At 39.5% G+C, this 20744-nt stretch carries 11 protein-coding genes; 10 read left to right on the plus strand and 1 reads right to left on the minus strand.

Translation table 11 applies throughout. The features are described 5' to 3' along the window. The first annotated feature begins 107 nt into the window (after positions 1-107). From KO505_RS12850 to KO505_RS12880, 7 genes are all read left to right on the plus strand, one after another. Positions 108-3260, plus strand: coding sequence for an FG-GAP-like repeat-containing protein (locus KO505_RS12850; protein WP_216055844.1), 3153 nt, complete (start codon positions 108-110; stop codon positions 3258-3260). Positions 3261-3280: 20 nt separating this feature from the next. Beyond that, the gene (locus tag KO505_RS12855; protein ID WP_216055845.1) at positions 3281-5632 is read left to right on the plus strand and encodes an alkaline phosphatase D family protein; all 2352 of its coding nucleotides are present in this window, start codon (positions 3281-3283) and stop codon (positions 5630-5632) included. Positions 5633-5637: 5 nt separating this feature from the next. Further along, the gene (locus tag KO505_RS12860) at positions 5638-8031 is read left to right on the plus strand and encodes a hypothetical protein (RefSeq protein ID WP_216055846.1); all 2394 of its coding nucleotides are present in this window, start codon (positions 5638-5640) and stop codon (positions 8029-8031) included. Continuing rightward, entirely contained in the window at positions 8028-9428 is a 1401-nt protein-coding gene (locus KO505_RS12865; RefSeq protein ID WP_371819999.1) for a sulfatase, read from the plus strand. Before KO505_RS12860 ends, KO505_RS12865 begins: the two co-directional genes overlap by 4 nt. 26 nt (positions 9429-9454) lie before the next feature. Then, positions 9455-10909, plus strand: a complete 1455-nt coding sequence (locus KO505_RS12870) for a sulfatase (protein WP_216055847.1) — start codon at positions 9455-9457, stop codon at positions 10907-10909. Between the two features lie 63 nt (positions 10910-10972). After that, on the plus strand, positions 10973-13216 hold the full coding sequence (bglX, locus tag KO505_RS12875; RefSeq protein ID WP_216055848.1) for a beta-glucosidase BglX: 2244 nt from the start codon (positions 10973-10975) through the stop codon (positions 13214-13216). Positions 13217-13494: 278 nt separating this feature from the next. Beyond that, a complete protein-coding gene (locus KO505_RS12880; protein ID WP_216055849.1) occupies positions 13495-16023 on the plus strand; it encodes a sugar-binding domain-containing protein in 2529 nt (842 codons plus the stop codon). Between the two features lie 75 nt (positions 16024-16098). On the opposite strand, the gene KO505_RS12885 is transcribed toward KO505_RS12880, so the two are convergent. Continuing rightward, positions 16099-17661, minus strand: coding sequence for a sodium/sugar symporter (locus KO505_RS12885; protein WP_216055850.1), 1563 nt, complete (start codon positions 17659-17661; stop codon positions 16099-16101). 179 nt (positions 17662-17840) lie between these two features. On the opposite strand from KO505_RS12885, the gene KO505_RS12890 reads away from it, so the two are divergent. The 3 genes from KO505_RS12890 to KO505_RS12900 all read left to right on the plus strand — a co-directional run bounded on the left by KO505_RS12890 (position 17841) and on the right by KO505_RS12900 (position 20680). After that, entirely contained in the window at positions 17841-19004 is a 1164-nt protein-coding gene (locus KO505_RS12890) for a cytochrome P450 (RefSeq protein ID WP_216055851.1), read from the plus strand. Between the two features lie 41 nt (positions 19005-19045). Further along, positions 19046-19357, plus strand: a complete 312-nt coding sequence (locus tag KO505_RS12895) for a 2Fe-2S iron-sulfur cluster-binding protein (protein WP_216055852.1) — start codon at positions 19046-19048, stop codon at positions 19355-19357. A gap of 69 nt (positions 19358-19426) precedes the next feature. Beyond that, the gene (locus KO505_RS12900) at positions 19427-20680 is read left to right on the plus strand and encodes an NAD(P)/FAD-dependent oxidoreductase (protein WP_216055853.1); all 1254 of its coding nucleotides are present in this window, start codon (positions 19427-19429) and stop codon (positions 20678-20680) included. Positions 20681-20744 lie beyond the last annotated feature (64 nt).

Genomic DNA, 20744 nt, shown 5'->3' on the forward strand with positions numbered 1-20744 from the left:
ATTAATTATTACAATCACCACTTACATTGCACATTGTTAACAAAATACTATTAACAAGGTGTTTTTTATTATATGGTTAATATCTGTTTTGTTACGGATATTTAATAATGTGTAAAATAAATAATATATTTCTCAAAGTAAGTAAAAAAATAATTATTGGCGCCCTGTTAGCTTCTACAATCACAGCTTGTACAGAGCGCAGTTTAGCCATTCAATCTAAGGTTATCTCCCCTAACTTACCTTTTACCATTAATTACAATGTTAAAGATTCGTTGACAAAGAAAGTGATCATCGACCTCGACAATCCCAATAATTATGCAAGCTTTAGCTTATATGCGAATGGAAAGTTATTAATAGATAATTTAAATATCCCCGCTAAAGGCCGCCAAACCGTTAATGTATTGATTCGATTTGATACATTAAAAGAACAAAAACTCAGCTTATCATCGAATAATGCCGAGCTTGTGATCCACAGCTTAATATTCGAAGACATTGATAATATACAAATCCCTAATTATCAGGACATTTCTATTCAAGCCGGAATAGATAAAGATAATTCGATTAAATACGGCGGCCCTACAGTGGCTGATATCGATAATGATGGTGATTATGACTTTATCGTCAATAACCATAACCAACAAAGCAGTAAATTGTACTGGAACAACGGCGATGGCACTGTCACTAAACACGATAAAAACTTAGCTCGTTGGTTTATGCATGACTTACACGGTACTGCTGTTGGTGATTATGATAATGATGGAGATCTTGATCTTGTTGTCACTCAAGGTGGTGGCAACGGTAAAGACCCATCAAAAGCTAATTTTTATAGCAACTCTAATGGCACTTTAGTATTAACTACGGGTGATGTTGGTATTACAAAAGGCGGACGTGGACGCGGAGCAAAATGGTCAGATTTAGATAAAGATGGTGATCTAGACTTAATGTTGATCAACGAAACCAGCTTGGCAGGATCTAAACCACAGCACTTTTTCCATGAAAATTTAGGTGATGGCACATTTAAACCAAGACAAATAAATGGCTTGCAAGACCAACATCAATCTAGAGCGCTAATCACTGATATTAATAATGACCAAGTCGATGACATCGTTCTATTTGGGCCTTTGTCAGTATGGATAGGTAATGGTGACTTTACCTTTACTGATATTACGGCTCAATTACCTGCACATATCACTAATTTAAAAGGGATTATGGCAGTAACGGATATCGATATTGATAATGATGGCGACCTAGATTTATACCTCGCTAGAGGCAAAGAGTTTGAAGGCGGATTTGGTGAAAGCCCATCCCTCGATCATGACCCTATTACCAAAGAGTTATCCATTAAACCTCGCGGTTATAAAGGTACAGATGCATTTGACTTTCAAGCTGATGGCGAGGTGAAACTTCATAGTTATTACTATCTTGCACAAGGTACGTTTAGAGGAAAAGACTACCCTGTTTTTTTAGGCAAGAACAAATCAAAACAACGTTTAGCTAATGGCGAAGAGCTTATATTTAACCAAGCTCAATCACAAGGTTGGCCTGATGATATTAGTAATAATGGCATTTACTTTGGACACATTAAAAATGGACAATGGAAAGCTGCATTAGTACGGGACGGGGATATCTTTTGGGGCTTCAATTTTAGTATGTCTGGCGTTAATTCAGTCACGCCTGAATTTGAGCCAGAAAATAGAAATAGCCAAGACATTTTACTTAGAAATGACGGTGGTCGCTTTACCGATGTGACTGATATGTGGAACATACCTAAGGGCGTTAACTCCCTTGGTGTCACAGTCGGCGACTTCAATAACGACAGCTTTCAAGACTTATTTGTATATCGTTGGGGCAATATAAATAAACGTATCTCTGACTATATGCTCCTCAATGACGGAAACGGTCAATTCCAAACAGTGACAATGCATGGTGCTAACGATGTAGGGGGCCCAGGTAATGGCGATATGGGACAAGCCTTTGATTTTGACCTTGATGGTGATGTCGATTTATTAAATGGCAGCGAAGGCGGTCAATGGTATTTATACGCTAACGAACAAGCTAATGCTCAGTCAACAAATAACAACTACGCTTTAGTTGAAGTAGGTTACTCCCCTATTTCCAACATAGATGCAATTTCAGCTCAAGTTACAATTAAAACAACTAATGGTCAGTATACAAAACGAGTTGGCTCAGCTGGTGCTATTTTCTCACAGAGCTTATTAAACATAGTGCATTTTGGTTTAGGTGATGCAGATAACATCGAAACTATCGTTATTAAATGGCGTAATGGTGAAACCGTTGAATTTACTGACAAATCAGTTAACTCATTGTTTAGCAGTAATAAACTGGACCCATCCAATATTCAAATCGTAGCCAATGATAATAAGATTAGAATTGGATCTACTTTGCAACTTAAAACCAATATTACTCCAGACAATGCAAATAACGACGTAACTTGGTCTAGCTCTGATGACACTATCGTTAGCGTTGATCAAAAAGGCCTAGCTAAAGGTATGAACAATAACATTAGTAAAGCTGGACAAAGTGCGACTGTGACCGTTTCCAGTAATACAAATAATATTTCAGCGTCAACCGAACTAACGTTAGTGGATTGGTTCCCTAATCCAATTAAATCAGTTTCATTACAAACACCTTCAAGTACTCTCATTACTGGGCAAAAGCTGCAATTAAACAACACTGTATTACCAGAAGATGCTGACGACCAAACATTAGTGTGGTCTAGTTCTAACAAGCAAGTGGCTACCGTTAATAAGATAGGTGTTGTGACGGCAATAAGCTCAGGAGAAACCACTATTGTAGTTACTTCAGCCAAAGACACTTCTATTAAAGATCAGCTTACTATTTCAGTACAGCCGTATATTGCCCCCTATATCAAGATTAAAAATGCCAATGAATTTACTAACAAAAATATTCCTGTAGGCAGTGATATCACTTTAAATGTTGAATATCACGCGGGCACAGGAAACCAAGTAATCTCCTCAGACGAAGGTGGTATTCGTTTTTGGTTACGTCATTTTAAATCAAAATGGATACCGGTTAAGGATATAACTCTCATAGATCCTAGTGTGTTAAAGACTGAGTCAGGTTCATCCACTATGACTATTTCCTTAGCGGATTTAATGCCAACTAATGAGTTACCTCAAGGCCAGTTTTATCAATTAAGAGCTTCGTTTGTTTCAAGTAATGGCAGCATGTACGACGCCACTATTTACCCTTTAAATCTCACTAAAAATAATAAATAGAATAAATTTAGGATAACGATATGAAACGTAGAGAATTTATAAAATATACAGTAGGTCTTGCAGGCATAGCCGCTGTTTCACCTTGGATAACTGCCTGCGCGCGTAAAAAAGCCAACATTAGCGGCCTAACCGCAGTTGAACCTATTGCGATACAAACTAAACGAAATTGGCTCGGTAAAGCATATTGGGGTAACCGATTGCAAGATTGGCAAGTAAATAACGGTAGAATTGAATGTTTGAATGGCCAACGTACATGGGAAGTTAGAACCGTTTCGTTATTAACTCGTCGCTTAATTGATAATAACGAAAGCGGCCGGATAAGAGTAAAACTCGGTAAAATTGATATCAATAAAGCTGGCTTTGCTGGTTTTCTAATTGGTGTAGGTCAAGGTCAATTAGATCAAAAAGGCTGTGCAATTGTTCAACGTGCATCAGGAGTTGGTGGTGGATTGATGGCTGTGATTGACGATCAGGGACAACTGTCATTTAAAGACTTCAGTGCAGCTACAAATACGTTAAATTTTGAAACACTAGTGAATTCTACCCAAGCAAAAATTAAAAAGGTCAGAAGCCAATCCATAATATTAGATTGCCAAATGGACCCTATTGGCGTTGATACTTATCAAATTCGCCTGACAGCATTTGATGCAGACAGTAATAAGGAATTAGGTTTTGCTGTATTACCAAAAATTGAAGCCAAGGTGCTGCAAGGAGGTATTTCTTTATTATCATCTCCGCCAAAAGGCAAAGACGGCGCTAGATGGTGGTTTGCAGATGTAGAAACATCAGGGAGCAAGATTGCACATCTCAATGAGTATGAATTAGGTCCAGTTATGGGTTGTATGTATTCGTTAAATAGAGACGTGTTAAAACTCACTGCGCAATTAATGCCTATAGATTTATCGACAAATAAACAGGTTAGGCTCGACTATAAAAAGGTCAATGACAACGTTTGGACTCAAGGCCCTGTAAGTAACATTGAAGAAGGGTTTGTGGGATTATTTAGAGTTACAAACTGGCAATATCAGCAAGAGTTTGAGTATCGTATTGTGTTTGCTGATAACGAGAGCGAAACACTATACTCTGGCCGTATTGTGAAAGATCCTGAGAAAGAAAAAGAGCTTAATATAGCGCTTTATTCTTGTATTATTCCTACATCAAAAAGCTTAGATGCTGTGGAATACACCAAATTACACCCTAAAGAAAAGATACTAGGTAGGTATACCAAAGAGAACATCTTATTCCCACATTCAGAGTTAGTTAAAAACTGTGACAGCCACCAACCAGACTTATATCTATTTGTAGGTGACCAATACTATGAAACCTACCCTACCCGTCACGGCAACCATACCAAGGACGCTAAATTAGATACATTATACCGTTGGTATTTATGGTACTGGACTTTCGCTGATGCCATCTCTAATCGGCCAAGTATTATGTTGGTAGATGACCACGACATACTGCAAGGTAATTTATGGGGCAATGAAGGTATAGACTCCAACACCTTAAAAGAAGAAGACGGTGGTTATAAATGGGATAAATCTTTAGTACGTATGGTTTACCGTTGCCAACATGGTCACAACCCTGATCCATATGACCCAACGCCTATTCGCCACAACATTCCCGTTGCTTATGGTAATTTTGTGTACGGTGGTGTTGACTTTGCGATTGTTGAAGACCGAAAGTTTAAAACTCCACCTAACTATAAAATGGACATATTGAACACAAAAGGTGAGTTATTAGGGAAACGCCAAGAAACATTTTTAGCTGACTGGAAAGACATGAATCCAGGATTACCTAAAGTGTGTATTACTGCTTCCGTTTGGGGTAATCCACAAACTGGTGCTGATGGCAAACCATTAAACGATTACGATTCTAATGGTTACCCAAGAGACGGCCGCGACCGAGCAGTTAAACTTGTATCCGACGCAAAAGCTCTAGTACTAGCAGGTGATCAGCACTTGGGGATGGTCACGCAACAAGGTATCAAAAGTTATGATGACGGTGCCACCTTCTTTGCTGGCCCGGCAGGCGCAGCTTTTTGGCAGCGTTGGTTTGAGGGACAAGGAAAGCTAAAGAACTCAATTAATGGCGATGTAAACACAGGAGATTTTATCGACACATTTGGAAATAAAATGCGAGTGATGGCCGTTGCTAATCCGAAAATCAGTCATGCAGAATTCCAGAGTGGTACGACTGTTTCTTGGGGCAAATTTATCGCTGACAGAAGACTAAAAACTGAGGGGTATGGGCTAGTTAAAGTTAATCATCAAACCAAGCAGTTTACCTTGGAATCATGGGAACACAATGCTAACCCAGCAAAAGATAAACCTATGTCAGGTTGGCCAGTGACAGTTCCATTTAAGGTGTAAACAACATGAAGTTTATAAACTTATTTTTAATTTTAATACTATTAGCTGGGTGTGGCTCTGAAGATTCCGATAAAGACATATCTCCTGATGCCTTTGAGTTTTCCAGTAAAGTTGACGTAGAACTTAACAGTTACGTAATTACCAATGGGGTGATTGTAACGGGCATAGACAATAGTACCCCAATCTCCATCACAGGTGGTGAAATCTCTATTTCTAACAGTGAATTCACAACCGAATCTAGTAATATTTCTGCTCACCAGTCGTTAAGAGTCAGGCTGCTATCGGCAGCCAGGTATCAACAAACAACAACTGCAACGGTCACCGTTGGTGATTACAGTACAAACTTTTCGGTTACGACAAAAGCTGAACCTTCGGTTGAGCCGCCTGTAGTAGAACAACCTGTCGAGCCTCCACTTGATGGCTCTGTTACTGTGGATATAAACTACAACCTTCGTCATACCGTGGGTGGAATAGACACATTCGACAGACAAAAGTTCATCACTATTCATTCCGACTTACCTGAACATGATTGGTTTGACAACGACTCATTCAGTCTTAATTCACCCAATGAAGTCCCAGATTTAATATCTAGTTTTTTGCAAGGTTACGATGTTTACCTAGGCCGGACGACTGGTGGTATTACTTGGAATTTAAATCAAATTAAACAAGATCCTGCAAAACCTGGATTTGCTAGTGAAAGTGACGCTACTACTAGAGGTAACAATGCTAAGTGGAGTTACAACAACTTACCGACTCACAAACAAAGTGTCTACGACAATGAAGATCGCGCGGTTGATATGATAGTTGGCGCCCAACAACATCCTTTCTGGCCAGAAGGTACATTAACAAAAGGTGGGGGTTGGGCTTTATCTCAGGCTGACACTGCAGATGAGCCCATAGGAACAGCAACTGGCCATTATATTAGCCAATTTTTACACAAGTTTTTTGACCAAATACCTAACGACAACATTCGTGACGGTCAAAGTAAGCCGAAATATTTTGAAGTAATGAACGAACCATTATATGACTTAACTACCGTTCGTAGTGGTGCCGATAGTGTTGAGCCTGCAGATGTATTCCGTTTCCATAATACTGTGGCCAATGAAATACGAAAAAATCATAACGATGTATTAGTGGGAGGATACACCACTGCCTTTCCAGATTTTGACAAGGATAACTTCCAACGTTGGTTAGATCGCGACAAACTGTTCATTGACATCGCGGGTGAAAATATGGATTTCTACTCAATTCACCTGTACGACTTCCCTACATTCCAAAACTCTGAACGTTACCGCCGAGGAAGCAATGTCGAAGCCACTTTAGACATGTTAGAAAGTTATTCATTACAAACATTCGGCGAAACTAGACCACTGGTAATTTCCGAATATGGTGCACAAGTACATGACCATATAGGTGTTGGCTGGACGCCAATTCGAAACACGCATTCAATTCGAGCCACAAACTCTATGTTAATGCAGTTTATGGAACGACCAGACATGATCTTAAAAACCATACCGTTTATTGTGGTTAAAGCAGAATGGGGTCGCAACAACTCGATACCGTATGGCCCTCGCTTAATGATCCAAAAATTTGAACGAGACGGAGCGGGTACAGGCAACGAATGGGTTTATTCTGATTTAGTAACCTTTTACCAGTTGTGGGCGAATGTAAACGGAACCCGAGTTGATACTAAGGCGACAGATATTGACGTTCAAACTGATGCGTACGTCGATGGCAACAAAGCATATGTCATTATAAACAGTTTAGAATTTGAAGGTAAAGACGTTAACTTAAATCACCTTGGCTTAGCAGATAACACTATTAATCAAGTAACCATCAATCATTTAACGACTCTAAATGATGGTAGCAATGGCTCGGTTATTAATACTACTACTCTCTCATCTCTACCTGAGTCAATTACGCTTGATGCCGAGGCGACGATAATCATCGAAATAGAGTTCGCAGATGCCATAACGATAGATCAAACTCTAACTGAACAAAAATATTATTCTGATTTGTATTTAGAAACCATATCAAGTAGCAATTTAATCGAATTCAAAATAGATGACGTAACGGTTCCCACTAACGGTGAGGCCGTGTTAAGGATATCACTAGGGCGTGATCACAATAAGTCATTAATACCTGAGCTAAAAGTAAATGGTACAAGATTAACCGTACCCACAGATTTTCGTGGTTACAACCAACAACAAGGCCGAAGTAAGACAGGTCGTGAAAACTTTTATGGTGTAATTGAGGTGCCCGTGCCACTTCAATATCTGCAACAAAACAATCAGCTGTCTCTGTCATTTAGCGACAACGGTGGCAAGGTAGCCAGTGTAGCATTGCAAGTATTTGACAGCTCAATCACGCTAAACAGATTTGAGTCAGGTACAGAGTGAAACTATTAACATTACTGCTCCTAATATTACTTATGCCTGCTGCGGCCAATAGTGATACTAAGGAGCAGCCAAATATCCTGTTTATTCTCAGTGACGACGCTGGTTACGCTGACTTTGGTTTCCATGGAAGCACCGAAATACCTACACCAAACTTAGATCAACTGGCTTCTCAAGGAATGAGGTTCACTCAGGCTTATGTCAGTGCGGCTGTATGTGGTCCGTCTCGGGCCGGTATAATGACAGGGAAATATCAGCAAAGATTTGGTTTCGAAGAAAACAATGTCCCTGGGTACATGAGCCCAAATGGCACCACAGGTGACGATATGGGTTTGCCGTTAGAGCAAAAAACCATGGCGGATTATTTAAAGTTGCAAGGCTATCGCACTGCCCTATTTGGTAAATGGCATCAAGGTAATGCAGATCGTTTCCACCCGTTAAAGCGCGGTTTCGATGAGTTTTCTGGCTTTCGTGGTGGCGCTCGAAGTTTTTGGCCATTTAACCAAGATAACCCGAATGAACGCCTCGAAGATTTTCATGAAATTGGATTCGCACAATATGCTGAGCCTAAGCAATACTATACTGACGAGTTAGCATCGCAAACCATAGACTTTATAAAGCGACATAAACAACAACCTTGGTTTGCATTTGTGTCGTTAACCGCACCTCATGCACCGATGCACGCAACAAAAGAAGATTTAGCCCAATTTCCAGAGTTGACCGGGGTTCGCAAAATTTATGCGGCTATGATGCTTAATATGGATAGAAATATAGGTCGTATATTAAAAGAGTTAGATAAGCTTAATTTAGCTGAAAACACCTTAGTGGTATTTACCAACGACAACGGCGGGCCAACCGATCACAATGCCTCTAACAACTACCCACTAAGCGGCACCAAAGCCAATCATTTAGAAGGGGGAATTCGAGTGCCTATGTTAATACGCTGGCAAAATGTTACCCAACCCGGTGTTAGATTCGAATATCCAGTCTCTTTATTAGATTTATTACCAACCTTTAACGCTGCCGCAAACGGTGACAATATCGATGGTCTAGACGGGGTCAGTTTAAAACCTTATCTCACGGGAAATAACCAACAAAGACCACACCAAACCTTATATTGGAAAAAAGAAAACCGAGGAGCCATTCGTTATCTTGATTGGAAATTATTACGCTTCCCTGACCGTCCAGCAGAGCTCTATGATTTACACCAAGATCCTTCCGAAATAAATAACCTGGCGAGCATACATCCAGAAAAAGTTAAAACTTTGTACAAAAAACTATTTAATTGGGAATTAACGCTTGAACGCTCCGCTTGGCAGCTGAAGCGTGTTTACGAAGGTCACGCCATGAAGCGAATGGATAGCTATAGAGCCCATAAACCAAACAAGTCGAAACAATAACCATAAAAGATAAGGTGAACACTATTATGTTAAAAGTAACTAAACTCTTGTATTTCATTTTATTATTAGTTTCTTTGTCCGTTACTTATGCCGATGAACGGCCTAACATTATTGTGATTTTGGCTGATGATTTGGGATACAACGATCTGGGTTTCACTGGCAATACTCCAATTCAAACACCCAATTTAGATGAGCTCGCTGCTGGCGGGGTAATTTTTAAAAATGGATATGTCACTCATCCTTATTGTGGCCCTTCTCGTGCAGGGTTATTAACTGGTCGTTATCAAGCACGCTTTGGTATGGAAAATAATGTTTCTTATTCACCGTACGATCCAAATATGGGACTGCCTCTTTCTGAAAAAACCTTTGCTAAACGACTGCAAGAAGTCGGTTATAAAACCGCTGTTATAGGTAAGTGGCATTTAGGTGGCGCTGAACATTTTCAACCAAACAACCGTGGCTTTGATTATTTTTATGGTTTTTTAGACGGTGGGCATCACTACAACCCAGACCAAGTATCACTAAACTCAGACGGTTATTCCCTGCCACTTATGCGCAACAAAGAAGTCGTATTATTTGATGAATATTTAACAACGGCATTAAGTCGCGATGCAGCTCAGTTTGTTGCTGATATATCTTCACAAGATAAAGATACACCGTTCATGATGTACTTGTCCTACAATGCGCCTCATGCGCCATTGCAAGCGCCTGCTGAAACCATCAAGAAATACACCCATCTAGAAAATACAAACCGCCAAATTTATGCGGCTATGGTTGATGAAATGGACCAAGGCATAGGAATGGTTGTCGATGCCCTTAAAAAACATAATCAATACACAAACACTCTGATTTTCTTTTTATCAGATAACGGCGGTTTATATCCTGACTCGTGGTGGCCACAGTTTGACTGGGCAGATAATTCGCCCTATCGCCACGGAAAAGTAGCATTAATGGAAGGTGGTGTAAAAGTGCCTTTTATCGCCCATTGGCCGGCCAAAATACCAAAAGGAGAAAAGTTTGATGGCTTAGTATCAGCACTCGATTTAGCCGCGACATCGGTAGCATTAGCAGGGGCAGATACCTCTGACGGTAAATTAGAAGGTGTGGACTTAACGCCTTACATGACAGGCGAAAAAACGGGTTCACCGTCGCAAGCTTTATTTTGGCGTTTAGAGGAAGCCGACCACATTTGGGCTGTGCGTACTATGGAGTCTAAGTATATGAACCAAGCCCTACCAGGGGTTAATCGTGCTTTTTTTGATATGACCACCGACCCAACAGAGCAATACAATATTGTTGATTCTAACCTGAACGAGCAAACCAAATTAGCTAAGTTATGGAACGACTGGAACAAAGGCAACATGAACAATATCTTGTACCAATCTAATGAATACAAACAGGCTCGCGCGTTGTTTTATAAAGAGTTGTTTGAAAAGAACAAACAAGAAGCTATCAACAAAAAAACATATACGGTCAAATAACACTTAACTAATCAAATCAATAAAATCAATAAAATCAATAAAATCAATAAAAGGGTAATGAGTATGAATTATCAACGATGGAAAAAGTCATTGTTTAGTTATTGTTTAATGGTCTTTTTACCGCTAAACACATCCAACGCCTTAGCTGATTCATTTTCACAACAAGAAAAACAAATTGAAATAATATTGAACTCACTAACATTAGAAGAGAAAGCTGGGCAACTCAATTTAATACCAATTGAGGGCGAACCGACAGCGGAACATCTACAATTAATTAGAGATGGTAAAGTGGGCAGTGTGTTAAAAGCAAATGGGGTGGCAAATAACCTAAAGCTGCAAAAAATAGCCGTCGAACAGAGCCGCTCAGGTATCCCCATTTTATTTCAAGAAGATGTAATTCATGGTTATAAAACGATAGCACCTGTACCACTTGCAGAAGCGGCGAGTTGGGACTTAAACGCAATTGAAAAATCAGCCGCGGTGGCAGCTAGAGAAGCATCGGCCGCAGGCATTCAACTGACTTACGCACCAATGGTGGATGTGAGTCGTGATCCTCGCTGGGGTAGAATAATCGAAGCTGCGGGTGAAGATCCCTACTTGGGAAGTTTAGTGGCTGCGGCGCGTGTAAAAGGATTTCAACAAGGCAATGACGATCCAAACTTAAACATATTAGCCACAGTAAAACATTTTGCAGGATACGGTGCAGCCCTCGCGGGTCGCGACTACAACATTCGAGATATTTCAGAGCGAGAACTACGAGAAATTCACCTGCCGCCATTTAAAGCCGCGATAGATGCAGGCGTGTCAAGCGTAATGGGCGCATACACAGCTTATGACGGAATTCCCGCAACCGCGCATCGATATTTAATGGATGACATCTTACGACAAGATCTTGGCTTTAACGGTTTATTAATGACAGACTGGGAAACAATTCCCAACCTTGTTAAATCTGGCAATGCTGAAGACACAAAGCAAGGTGTAGAACTAGCTATTTCCGCCACTTTTGACATGGACATGACATCACAACAGTACCTTGAACACCTTCCCAATTTAGTACGCCAAGGTAAAATATTAGAAGTTAAAGTCGATAATGCTGTGCGCAGGGTGCTGCGACTTAAACAACAAGCTGGATTGTTAGATAACCCTTATTCTCGTTTCAATTTAGACCGTGAACAACAAGAGTTATTATCAAAACAAAACTGGCGAGACACCAAAGACATTACCCTGAAAAGTTTAGTGTTATTAAAAAATGAAAATAACATACTGCCTATTGTTGACTCAGTAAAACATATTGCCGTTATTGGCCCTATGGCCAAAGCAAAAAAAGATCTATTGGGCTGGTGGCACGCTAAAGGCAATGAGAACGACGTTATTTCAATTTTTGACGGTCTTAAAGCAGAATTTGGTGATAAAGTAAAACTCTCATACGCTCAAGGTGTAAGATTCGACAAATTTAATAATGCAGGCACTGAGCTAATCTCGGAGGCGGTGGCGTTAGCTAAACAAGCAGACTTAGTTATATTAGCCGTTGGCGAGCAATTTTGGATGAGTGGCGAAGGGGGTGGCACGGCGTCATTACATTTGCCAGGTTCACAAGAAGATCTCGCGAGTCAGTTAGCTACAACCAAAACCCCCATTGTCACCTTAGTGGTTACAGGTCGACCTTATGTACTTACTGACGTTGTCAAACATTCAGATGCCGTTGTACAAACTTGGATGCCGGGCACAACTGGTGGTGAAGCCATAGCAGAAATGTTATCAGGTCAATTCAACCCTCAAGGCAAGCTTCCGGTTACCTTTCCGGTTCACCAAGGGCAAGTGCCTATATTTTATAACTATAAAAAAACCAGCCATCCTTTTGATCCAGGACCAAATGACAATCGTTATACCACCAGCTACCGAGATATTTCGCATCTGCCGCTCTACCCGTTTGGATATGGGTTAAGTTACAGTTCTTTTGCCTATTCGGATCTTGAATTATCGACTACCAAAATCTCTGAGTCAGAGACATTAATAGTGTCAGTGTCTGTTACCAATACGTCTAAATTAGCTGGTAACGAGGTCGTGCAAATGTATCTGCGAGATCAAGTTGCGAGCGTAACTCGACCAATTAAAGAGCTAAAAGGTTTTACAGTTTTGCCATTAGAACCAAACGAAACAAAAACAGTTCATTTTGAATTAACCAGTAAAGACTTGGCCTTTATAGGCCCAGATCTGAAACAACTTATACAACCAGGTAAATTCACTTTAATGGTTGGAGGTAATTCTGTTGATACGCTAAACGCAGAATTTGAATTAGTGAAATAACACGCAACATAAATCCACACTAAAGAGTGTAGGTTCAGATTTGTCGGAAAATCATTCTAATAAATTCAAACCTATACTCATCATGGAATACCCAAACTTGTAGCTTCAACTAATTAAGTAACTATTTTTATTGATATAAAAATTAACCTAGCATATTTTAATTAAAAACTATACATTGTTAACAATTAACATTACTTAAAGCTAATAATTAAAGTGATTCATATAAATACATTAAAAATAACAAGGCGTCGAGCCAAACAAACAATTAGGGGATAAATATGGGTATCAAAAATTATCTGCTGTTCACCGCAGTTTTGCTCGCATTATTGTTGCAAGCATGCTCTGGTGCTAACAAAGACCAACTAACCAGCACAAGAACAATAAGCTTTAACGCTAATTGGCAATTTAGTCTTGGAGACGATCAAACTTTCGCAAAACCAGACTTTGATGACAGCCAATGGCGTACATTAACTTTGCCACATGATTGGAGCATAGAAGCTGAATTCGATGAAAAATACAATGGTGCCACTGCTTACCTACCTGGTGGAATTGGCTGGTATCGCAAGACATTCCAAACTGACCCAGCTTGGCTTAATAATACAACCTATATATATTTTGATGGTGTTTACGCAAATTCAGAAGTCTATTTAAACGGCAAACATATTGGTGGACGTATTAATGGTTATTCGCCATTTTTCATTGATATTAGTAAATATTTAAACAAAGAAAACAATATTATTGCGGTTAAAGTGGATCACCAACGTTATATCGACAGTCGTTGGTATACTGGCTCAGGTATTTATCGTGATGTGGAGTTGATTTCCACCAGCAAGTTGCATATTCCTGTTTGGGGTAGTTATGTCACGACACCAAGCATAACCAAAGAAAGCGCGGAAATCCTTACCCAAATTGAAGTAACGAACAACTTTAATCAATCACAGTCTTTTACGATTAAAAACAGTATTTACGATCCGAATCACAACTTAGTTTCAGAACAAACTATTCATTCATCAATTAAACCAAATTCGACAACATCTATAAGTAATACAGCGTTAGTGAATTATCCAGCGTTATGGGACATAAACAGCCCTAACATGTATAACTTAGTCAGTGAAGTCATCCTCGATGGCAAAACAGTGGATACCTACAAAACCCCATTTGGTATTCGTACCATTGAATACGATGCTAACAAAGGTTTTTTCCTGAATGGTAAAAGCCTAAAAATTAAAGGGGTCAACGTTCACCACGATGCTGGGTTAGTTGGTACAGCCGTCCCAGACGATGTATGGCGACGACGTTTAGTGACACTAAAAAAAGCAGGAGTAAATGCGATTCGCACTGCGCATAACCCTATGAGATCTTCATTTTTAGATTTATGTGATGAATTAGGTCTGTTAGTACAGGCTGAAATTTTTGACGAATGGGACAATCCGAAGGATAAACGCCTAAATCAGTGGGAACGTCACGACGATGACATCAGCAGAGGATACGCAGAAGTATTTCAAACTGAAGCAGAGCATGATTTAAAAGACCCTATTAAACGTGACCGCAATCATCCGTCTATAATTATGTGGAGCATTGGCAATGAAATAGAATGGACTTACCCACGCTATAAAGAAGCTACCGGTTACTTCGACATGAATGCTTCGGGTAATTATTTTTACAACCCACCGTTTATTAGTCCAGAAGAAATTTATGAACGTTTCCATTCTAGCGAGGAAGGTGAATATGTTTTAGCTAAAACAGCAAAAAAACTGTCTAATTGGGTTAAGGAATTGGACACTACACGTCCTGTAACAGCCAATATGATTTTACCTTCTGTGAGTCATATATCCGGTTATGCAGACGCATTAGATGTAATTGGTTATAGCTATCGTCGCGTTATATACGATTATGGTCACAAACTATTTCCAGAAAAAATGATCATGGGTACAGAAAACGTAGTGCAGTGGCATGAATGGCAAGCTATTGAAGAACGCGATTTTATTGCAGGTACATTTTTATGGACTGGCATAGATTATCTTGGTGAGTCTAATAAAGGTTGGCCACGTAAGGCTTTAGAATCGGGCATGATTGACACAGCAGGCTTTAAAACTCCTTCATATCATATGTTTAAAACCCTTTGGAATGATGAGCCGCATATCCATATTACTAGCCAAACCGCACAGAAATCGCTATACAAAGTTGATGGTAATACTATAGTCGATAAAGGTCCAAAACCATGGCATCAACGTGTTTGGTTATGGCAAGACGTAAATCGCCATTGGAATTATCAAGACGGCGAAAAAGTGATTGTTGAAGTACTAACTAACTGCGAACAAGTTGAGTTATTTCAAAATGGCCAATCATTAGGTGTGCAAAAACTGTCGGACAACCCAGACCGCGAGTTAAAGTGGGCCGTTGATTTTAAAGCTGGCAAATTATCCGCCAAAGGTTTGGGAGCTTGTAACACAAATGACGCAGTTATTACGGCTCAATCACCTAGCCAAACAATCCTCACTGTAGATAAATCCAAATTAGCCGTTAATCCGCATCAAGTGGCGCATATTGAAGTTCAATTAACAGACGGCAAAGACAATTTTGTTCATCACCTAGAAGCAAAGTTAACCTTTACAGTATCGGATAATGTGCAATTGTTGGGGTTAGACAGTGGTAACTCCAGCACTATTAACAAATACCAAGATACCCAAGTATTAACCAGTGAAGGTCGAGCACTCGCCATCGTACGTGTGACAGATGATAAACCTGCGTCAATTACAATTAGTGGTGAAGGTATAACTAGCCAACAGGTTTGGTTAAATAAATAAAACTGATATTTAAGGTACTAAAAAGCCCGCTTCATTCATTATGCGGGCTTTTTTATTGAAGATTATTATCGCTAGTTACCACCAAGTAACATACAGGACGATCAAAATAATTGTGCAACCTAATGCCGCTAAGTTAAAGCTTCTGTCTGTATCAAAATTGATATCATCTGTATTCACTGATGTGTCGACATCTTTGGTATTGTTTTTGTCTGAAAATAAAAACGCCAAGACTATACAAATCAAAAAGACCAAACCTATGCGATCCATAAATGGTAATGATGGCCACAAAAATTTGAGTGCAACCGAGAATAACGCTGAACCAATTGCCGCAGCCAACGCCCCTCTTGACGTTGTACCCTTATAGAACATACCCATAATAAATATTGCGGTAATGCCTGGTGAAAACAGCCCAGTGAACTCCTGAATATACTGGAAGGCTTGATCAAATTTGCCAAGTAAAGGCTCAGCCATAACAAGCGCAATTGCCAACGAAACCAAAGTTGTTAAACGACCGACATGTACATAGTGACGTTGAGATTTTTCTTTCACCAATGATTTATAGATATCCATAGTGAAAATAGTTGAGATACTATTGGTCATTGATGCTAGTGAGGACACAATCGCAGCTATTAGCGCTGCAAATACTAAACCTTTAATCCCAGTAGGCATTAATGCCATTAATGACGGATAAGCTTGATCTGGCTTGTCTAATCCTGGGTAAAGGATCACCGCTGCAATACCCGGCAATACTACTATGATTGGCATCAACAATTTTAAATAAGCAGCAAAGGCGATACCTTTTTGCGCTTCTTTTATATTCTTAGCAGCCAAAGCTCGTTGAATTATATATTGGTTAAAGCCCCAATATCCTATGTTCATAACCCACAAACCACCGATTAATACGCTCAGTCCTGGTAAACTCATATAGTTAGGGTTGTCAGAGGATAAAATCATATCAAAATGCCCTGGCATTTCTGCGGTTAAACGACTGAACCCGGCAATTACCCCAGCTCCTTCTCCTATTTGCTCTAACGCTAAATAACTTAAAAACAATCCGCCAAACACTAATAACACGACCTGTATAATGTCGGTATAAGCTACGGCTTTTAAACCACCATACAGAGAATAGGCAATGGAAAATACGGCTAGAAATATCATACCAAACATCCAATCAATACCGGCTACAGTTTGAATTGCTAAACCACCTAACCACAAGACAGAAGTTAAATTTACAAAGATAAACACAGCTAACCAAAAAAGTGCTAACGTCGTTTTTACACGCCCGTCAAAACGCTGCTGTAAATATTGCGGCATGGTATAAATTTTATTGCGTAAGAATATAGGTAATAAATATTTACCTACTAAAATTAACGTAATAGCAGCCATCCACTCGTAAGACGCGATTGCCAAACCTAAAGCATAACCAGAGCCTGACATGCCAATTATTTGCTCCGCAGATATATTCGCCGCAATAAGCGATGCACCGATAGCCCACCATGGCAACGATTTCCCTGCTAAAAAGTAGTCCTCTGTATTACGTTCACCTGTGTGATCAGTCCGAGATACCCACATTGCAAGACATAAAAGCCCCGCGACATACACAATGAATACTCCATAATCTAGCTGTTCTAATCTCATTACTCGTCCTTTCTTATTGTTAATACGTTTATTACGCGGTTCACCCAACCCCAAAATGACATATATTTGATATAATTCACGTAAAATATTCTATATTTTTAATTTTTGTACTTTATTATGATAATTATTAAACACACCTACATTGTTAACAAACTACAAAGTAACATACGAGAATAAAAATGGAAAATAGTGTATTACCTGACTCATTCAAACAGGCAAGGGAATCCAAAGGCATCGGCAAAGTTGAAGATCAAAATGATCCAGTCACTATGGTGCTGGGATTAAAAGATGTCCGTAAATGTGCACATAATTGGAAAACATTTCAGTCCGGTGCTAAACCAGGTCGAATCGTTATTCCGTCAGAAGTGAATATTCGAGAAACTCGTCAAATTCCATTTGAGGTCGATCCTCCAGCACACAAAGGGTTTAGAGACTTAATCGACCCTTGGTTTAAACGCCCGTTAGAGTCAGATTATCAAGCGCAACTAAAAAGTATTATTGACGATATTATTGATCATTCATTGCAACAAGATAGTGTTGAAGTGGTTGGTGAATTTGCACTAAAACTGCAATCTCGCGCTTTAACTGTTTTGCTCAATATTCCTTATGAAGAATCTGAATTATGGATTGGTTGGGGCAAACATGTATTTCGTAGTGAAGATACTGATTTAGACGGCGATAAAGCCGCCATTTTATATGATTATATTGATGCTCAAATTGATAAAACTGCTGCCAACCTAGATCAAAGCCTATATGCGTTATTACTAAATTCAGAAGTGAACGGAAAGAAGCTCAGTAAAGAAGAAATTAAAGGCGTGATGATCTTAACCTTCGCCGGCGGTCGTGACACGATAATCAATGCAGTGACTAATTCAATTGCGTATTTTTCTGAACACCCTGAGTCATTAACTCAACTTGCTGAAAATCCAGATATGAGCAGCATAGCGGTGGAAGAATTAATTCGTTACTTCTCTCCTCTTACCCACATGGGACGTGTTGCAACAGAAGATACCCAAGTATGTGAACATGCCGTTAAAGCAGACACTCGCATTTCCCTTTGCTGGGCGTCAGCTAACCGTGACGAACGTGTATTTGAAAACCCGAATGAAGTTGTTCTTGACCGAAAAGTTAATCCACACGTTGGTTTTGGTTTTGGTACACACAACTGTCTTGGGGCAACACATGCGCGTCAGTTGTTGAACATACTTATTACGAGCTTAGCTGAGAAAGTATCAACGATGGAGATTCAGTCTCAACAAGACAATGTTGAAGATTGGGGCGAGTTTCAACGTAAGGTAGGTTACGACAGCCTTAACGTTAAATTCACAGCTCGTAAATACTAATACTCAGTGAAAAAACAACAGATTTAATTGGAGAGTGAAACATGGCTAAAATTACTTTTATTGATAGTAACAAAATTGAAATTACCGTTGAAGCTGACTCAGGTTCGGTGATGGAACTAGCAGTACAAAATGGTATTAGTGGTATAGATGGCGATTGTGGTGGCGTTTGCTCTTGTGCTACTTGTCATGTTCATGTGGCCGCCGAAGACATGGACAAAGTGGGAGCAGCAAATGAAATCGAGCAAGATATGTTAGAGCTTGATGACAATGTTAATGAATTTAGTCGTTTGTGCTGCCAAATCCAAATATCAGAACAATTGGATGGGGTAACTCTCACGGTTGCGGCTGAATAACAAACCTGTTGGTTAAGGGCAACCTAATCAACTGTATTACCGATAATTTAGTCATAGTGAGTGATAGTTATGCTTGAACATACACAAAATCAAACCTGTGTTGTCATAGGTGCAAGCCATGCAGGAGTTAACTTTGCTTTTTCATTGCGAAAACAAGGTTACGCTGGAAATATTACCTTAATTGATATTGATCCTACTCTGCCGTACCACAGACCGCCTTTATCTAAAGCTTATCTAACCTCAGATAATGACATTGCTAGTAATGCGCTAAAAGCCGCTGATTCCTACATTAAAGAAAACATTAAGTTAATGTTAGGTACAAAAGTCGCTAAAATCGATGCAGAACATAAACATGTCATTATGGCCGATGGTACTAACATACAGTTTGATCAGCTTGTCATAGCCACAGGTGCCCGCCCTTTCATTCCACCAATTGAAGGGTTAACAACAGCATCTAATTTATATCCTCTGCGTACAGCAGCGGATGTCACCAAAATAAAAACAGCACTAAAACAAAGTGAACATAAACGTGTTGTGATCATTGGGGGTGGTTATATCGGCCTTGAAACGGCAGCATCAATGCAGAAGCTCGGCGCGCAAGTTACCGTATTAGAACGTGAAGAGCGTATATTAGCACGGGTAACCGCACCAGAAATGTCCTCGTTTTTCCAACAATTACACGCGGACAATGGGGTAAATGTATTAACGTCTAAAAACGTTGCATCCATACAAACCAATAATGGTCATAATCAAGTCATTTGCGCTGATGGTGAACAGTTTGATGCTGACGTAATTGTTGTTGGTGTTGGTATTAGAGTAAATTCAGAAATAGCAGCTGACGCTGGTTTAACCGAAGATAACGGTATACACGTTAATGAAAGCGCTCAAACTAATGTAAAAAATATCTACGCTATTGGCGATTGTGCTTATCATTATAATCCTCATTTTGCTCGATTTATTCGTTTAGAGTCTGTGCAAAATGCACTTGATCAAGGCAAAGTTGCGGCAGCCAATATTTGTGGCAAAGATACACAATACGATACTATCCCGTGGTTTTGGTCTGATCAATATGACATAAAATTACAAATGGTGGGGTTATCGCAAGGTTATAACAAGATTGTTAAGCGTACAGAACCGTCAGACAATCACAAATTTTCGGTCTGGTATTTCAAAGATGACGAATTACTTGCTGTTGATGCGGTCAACAATGCAAAAGCTTATGTACTTGGCACTAAATTCATTAAAAACCGGAGCAAAGTCGATAAACAAAAGTTAGCAGATTTAACCGTTGATTTTAAAGCTGATACGCTGGTAATAAATTAACAAAATAGCTTTGTTCTTTATGTTAAATCCATAAAAAGCAAAGCCCTATCCTTTTATCTATAAT

The organism is Psychrosphaera sp. F3M07 (genome assembly GCF_018860345.1).
Taxonomy (GTDB): Bacteria; Pseudomonadota; Gammaproteobacteria; order Enterobacterales; family Alteromonadaceae; genus Psychrosphaera; species Psychrosphaera aquimarina.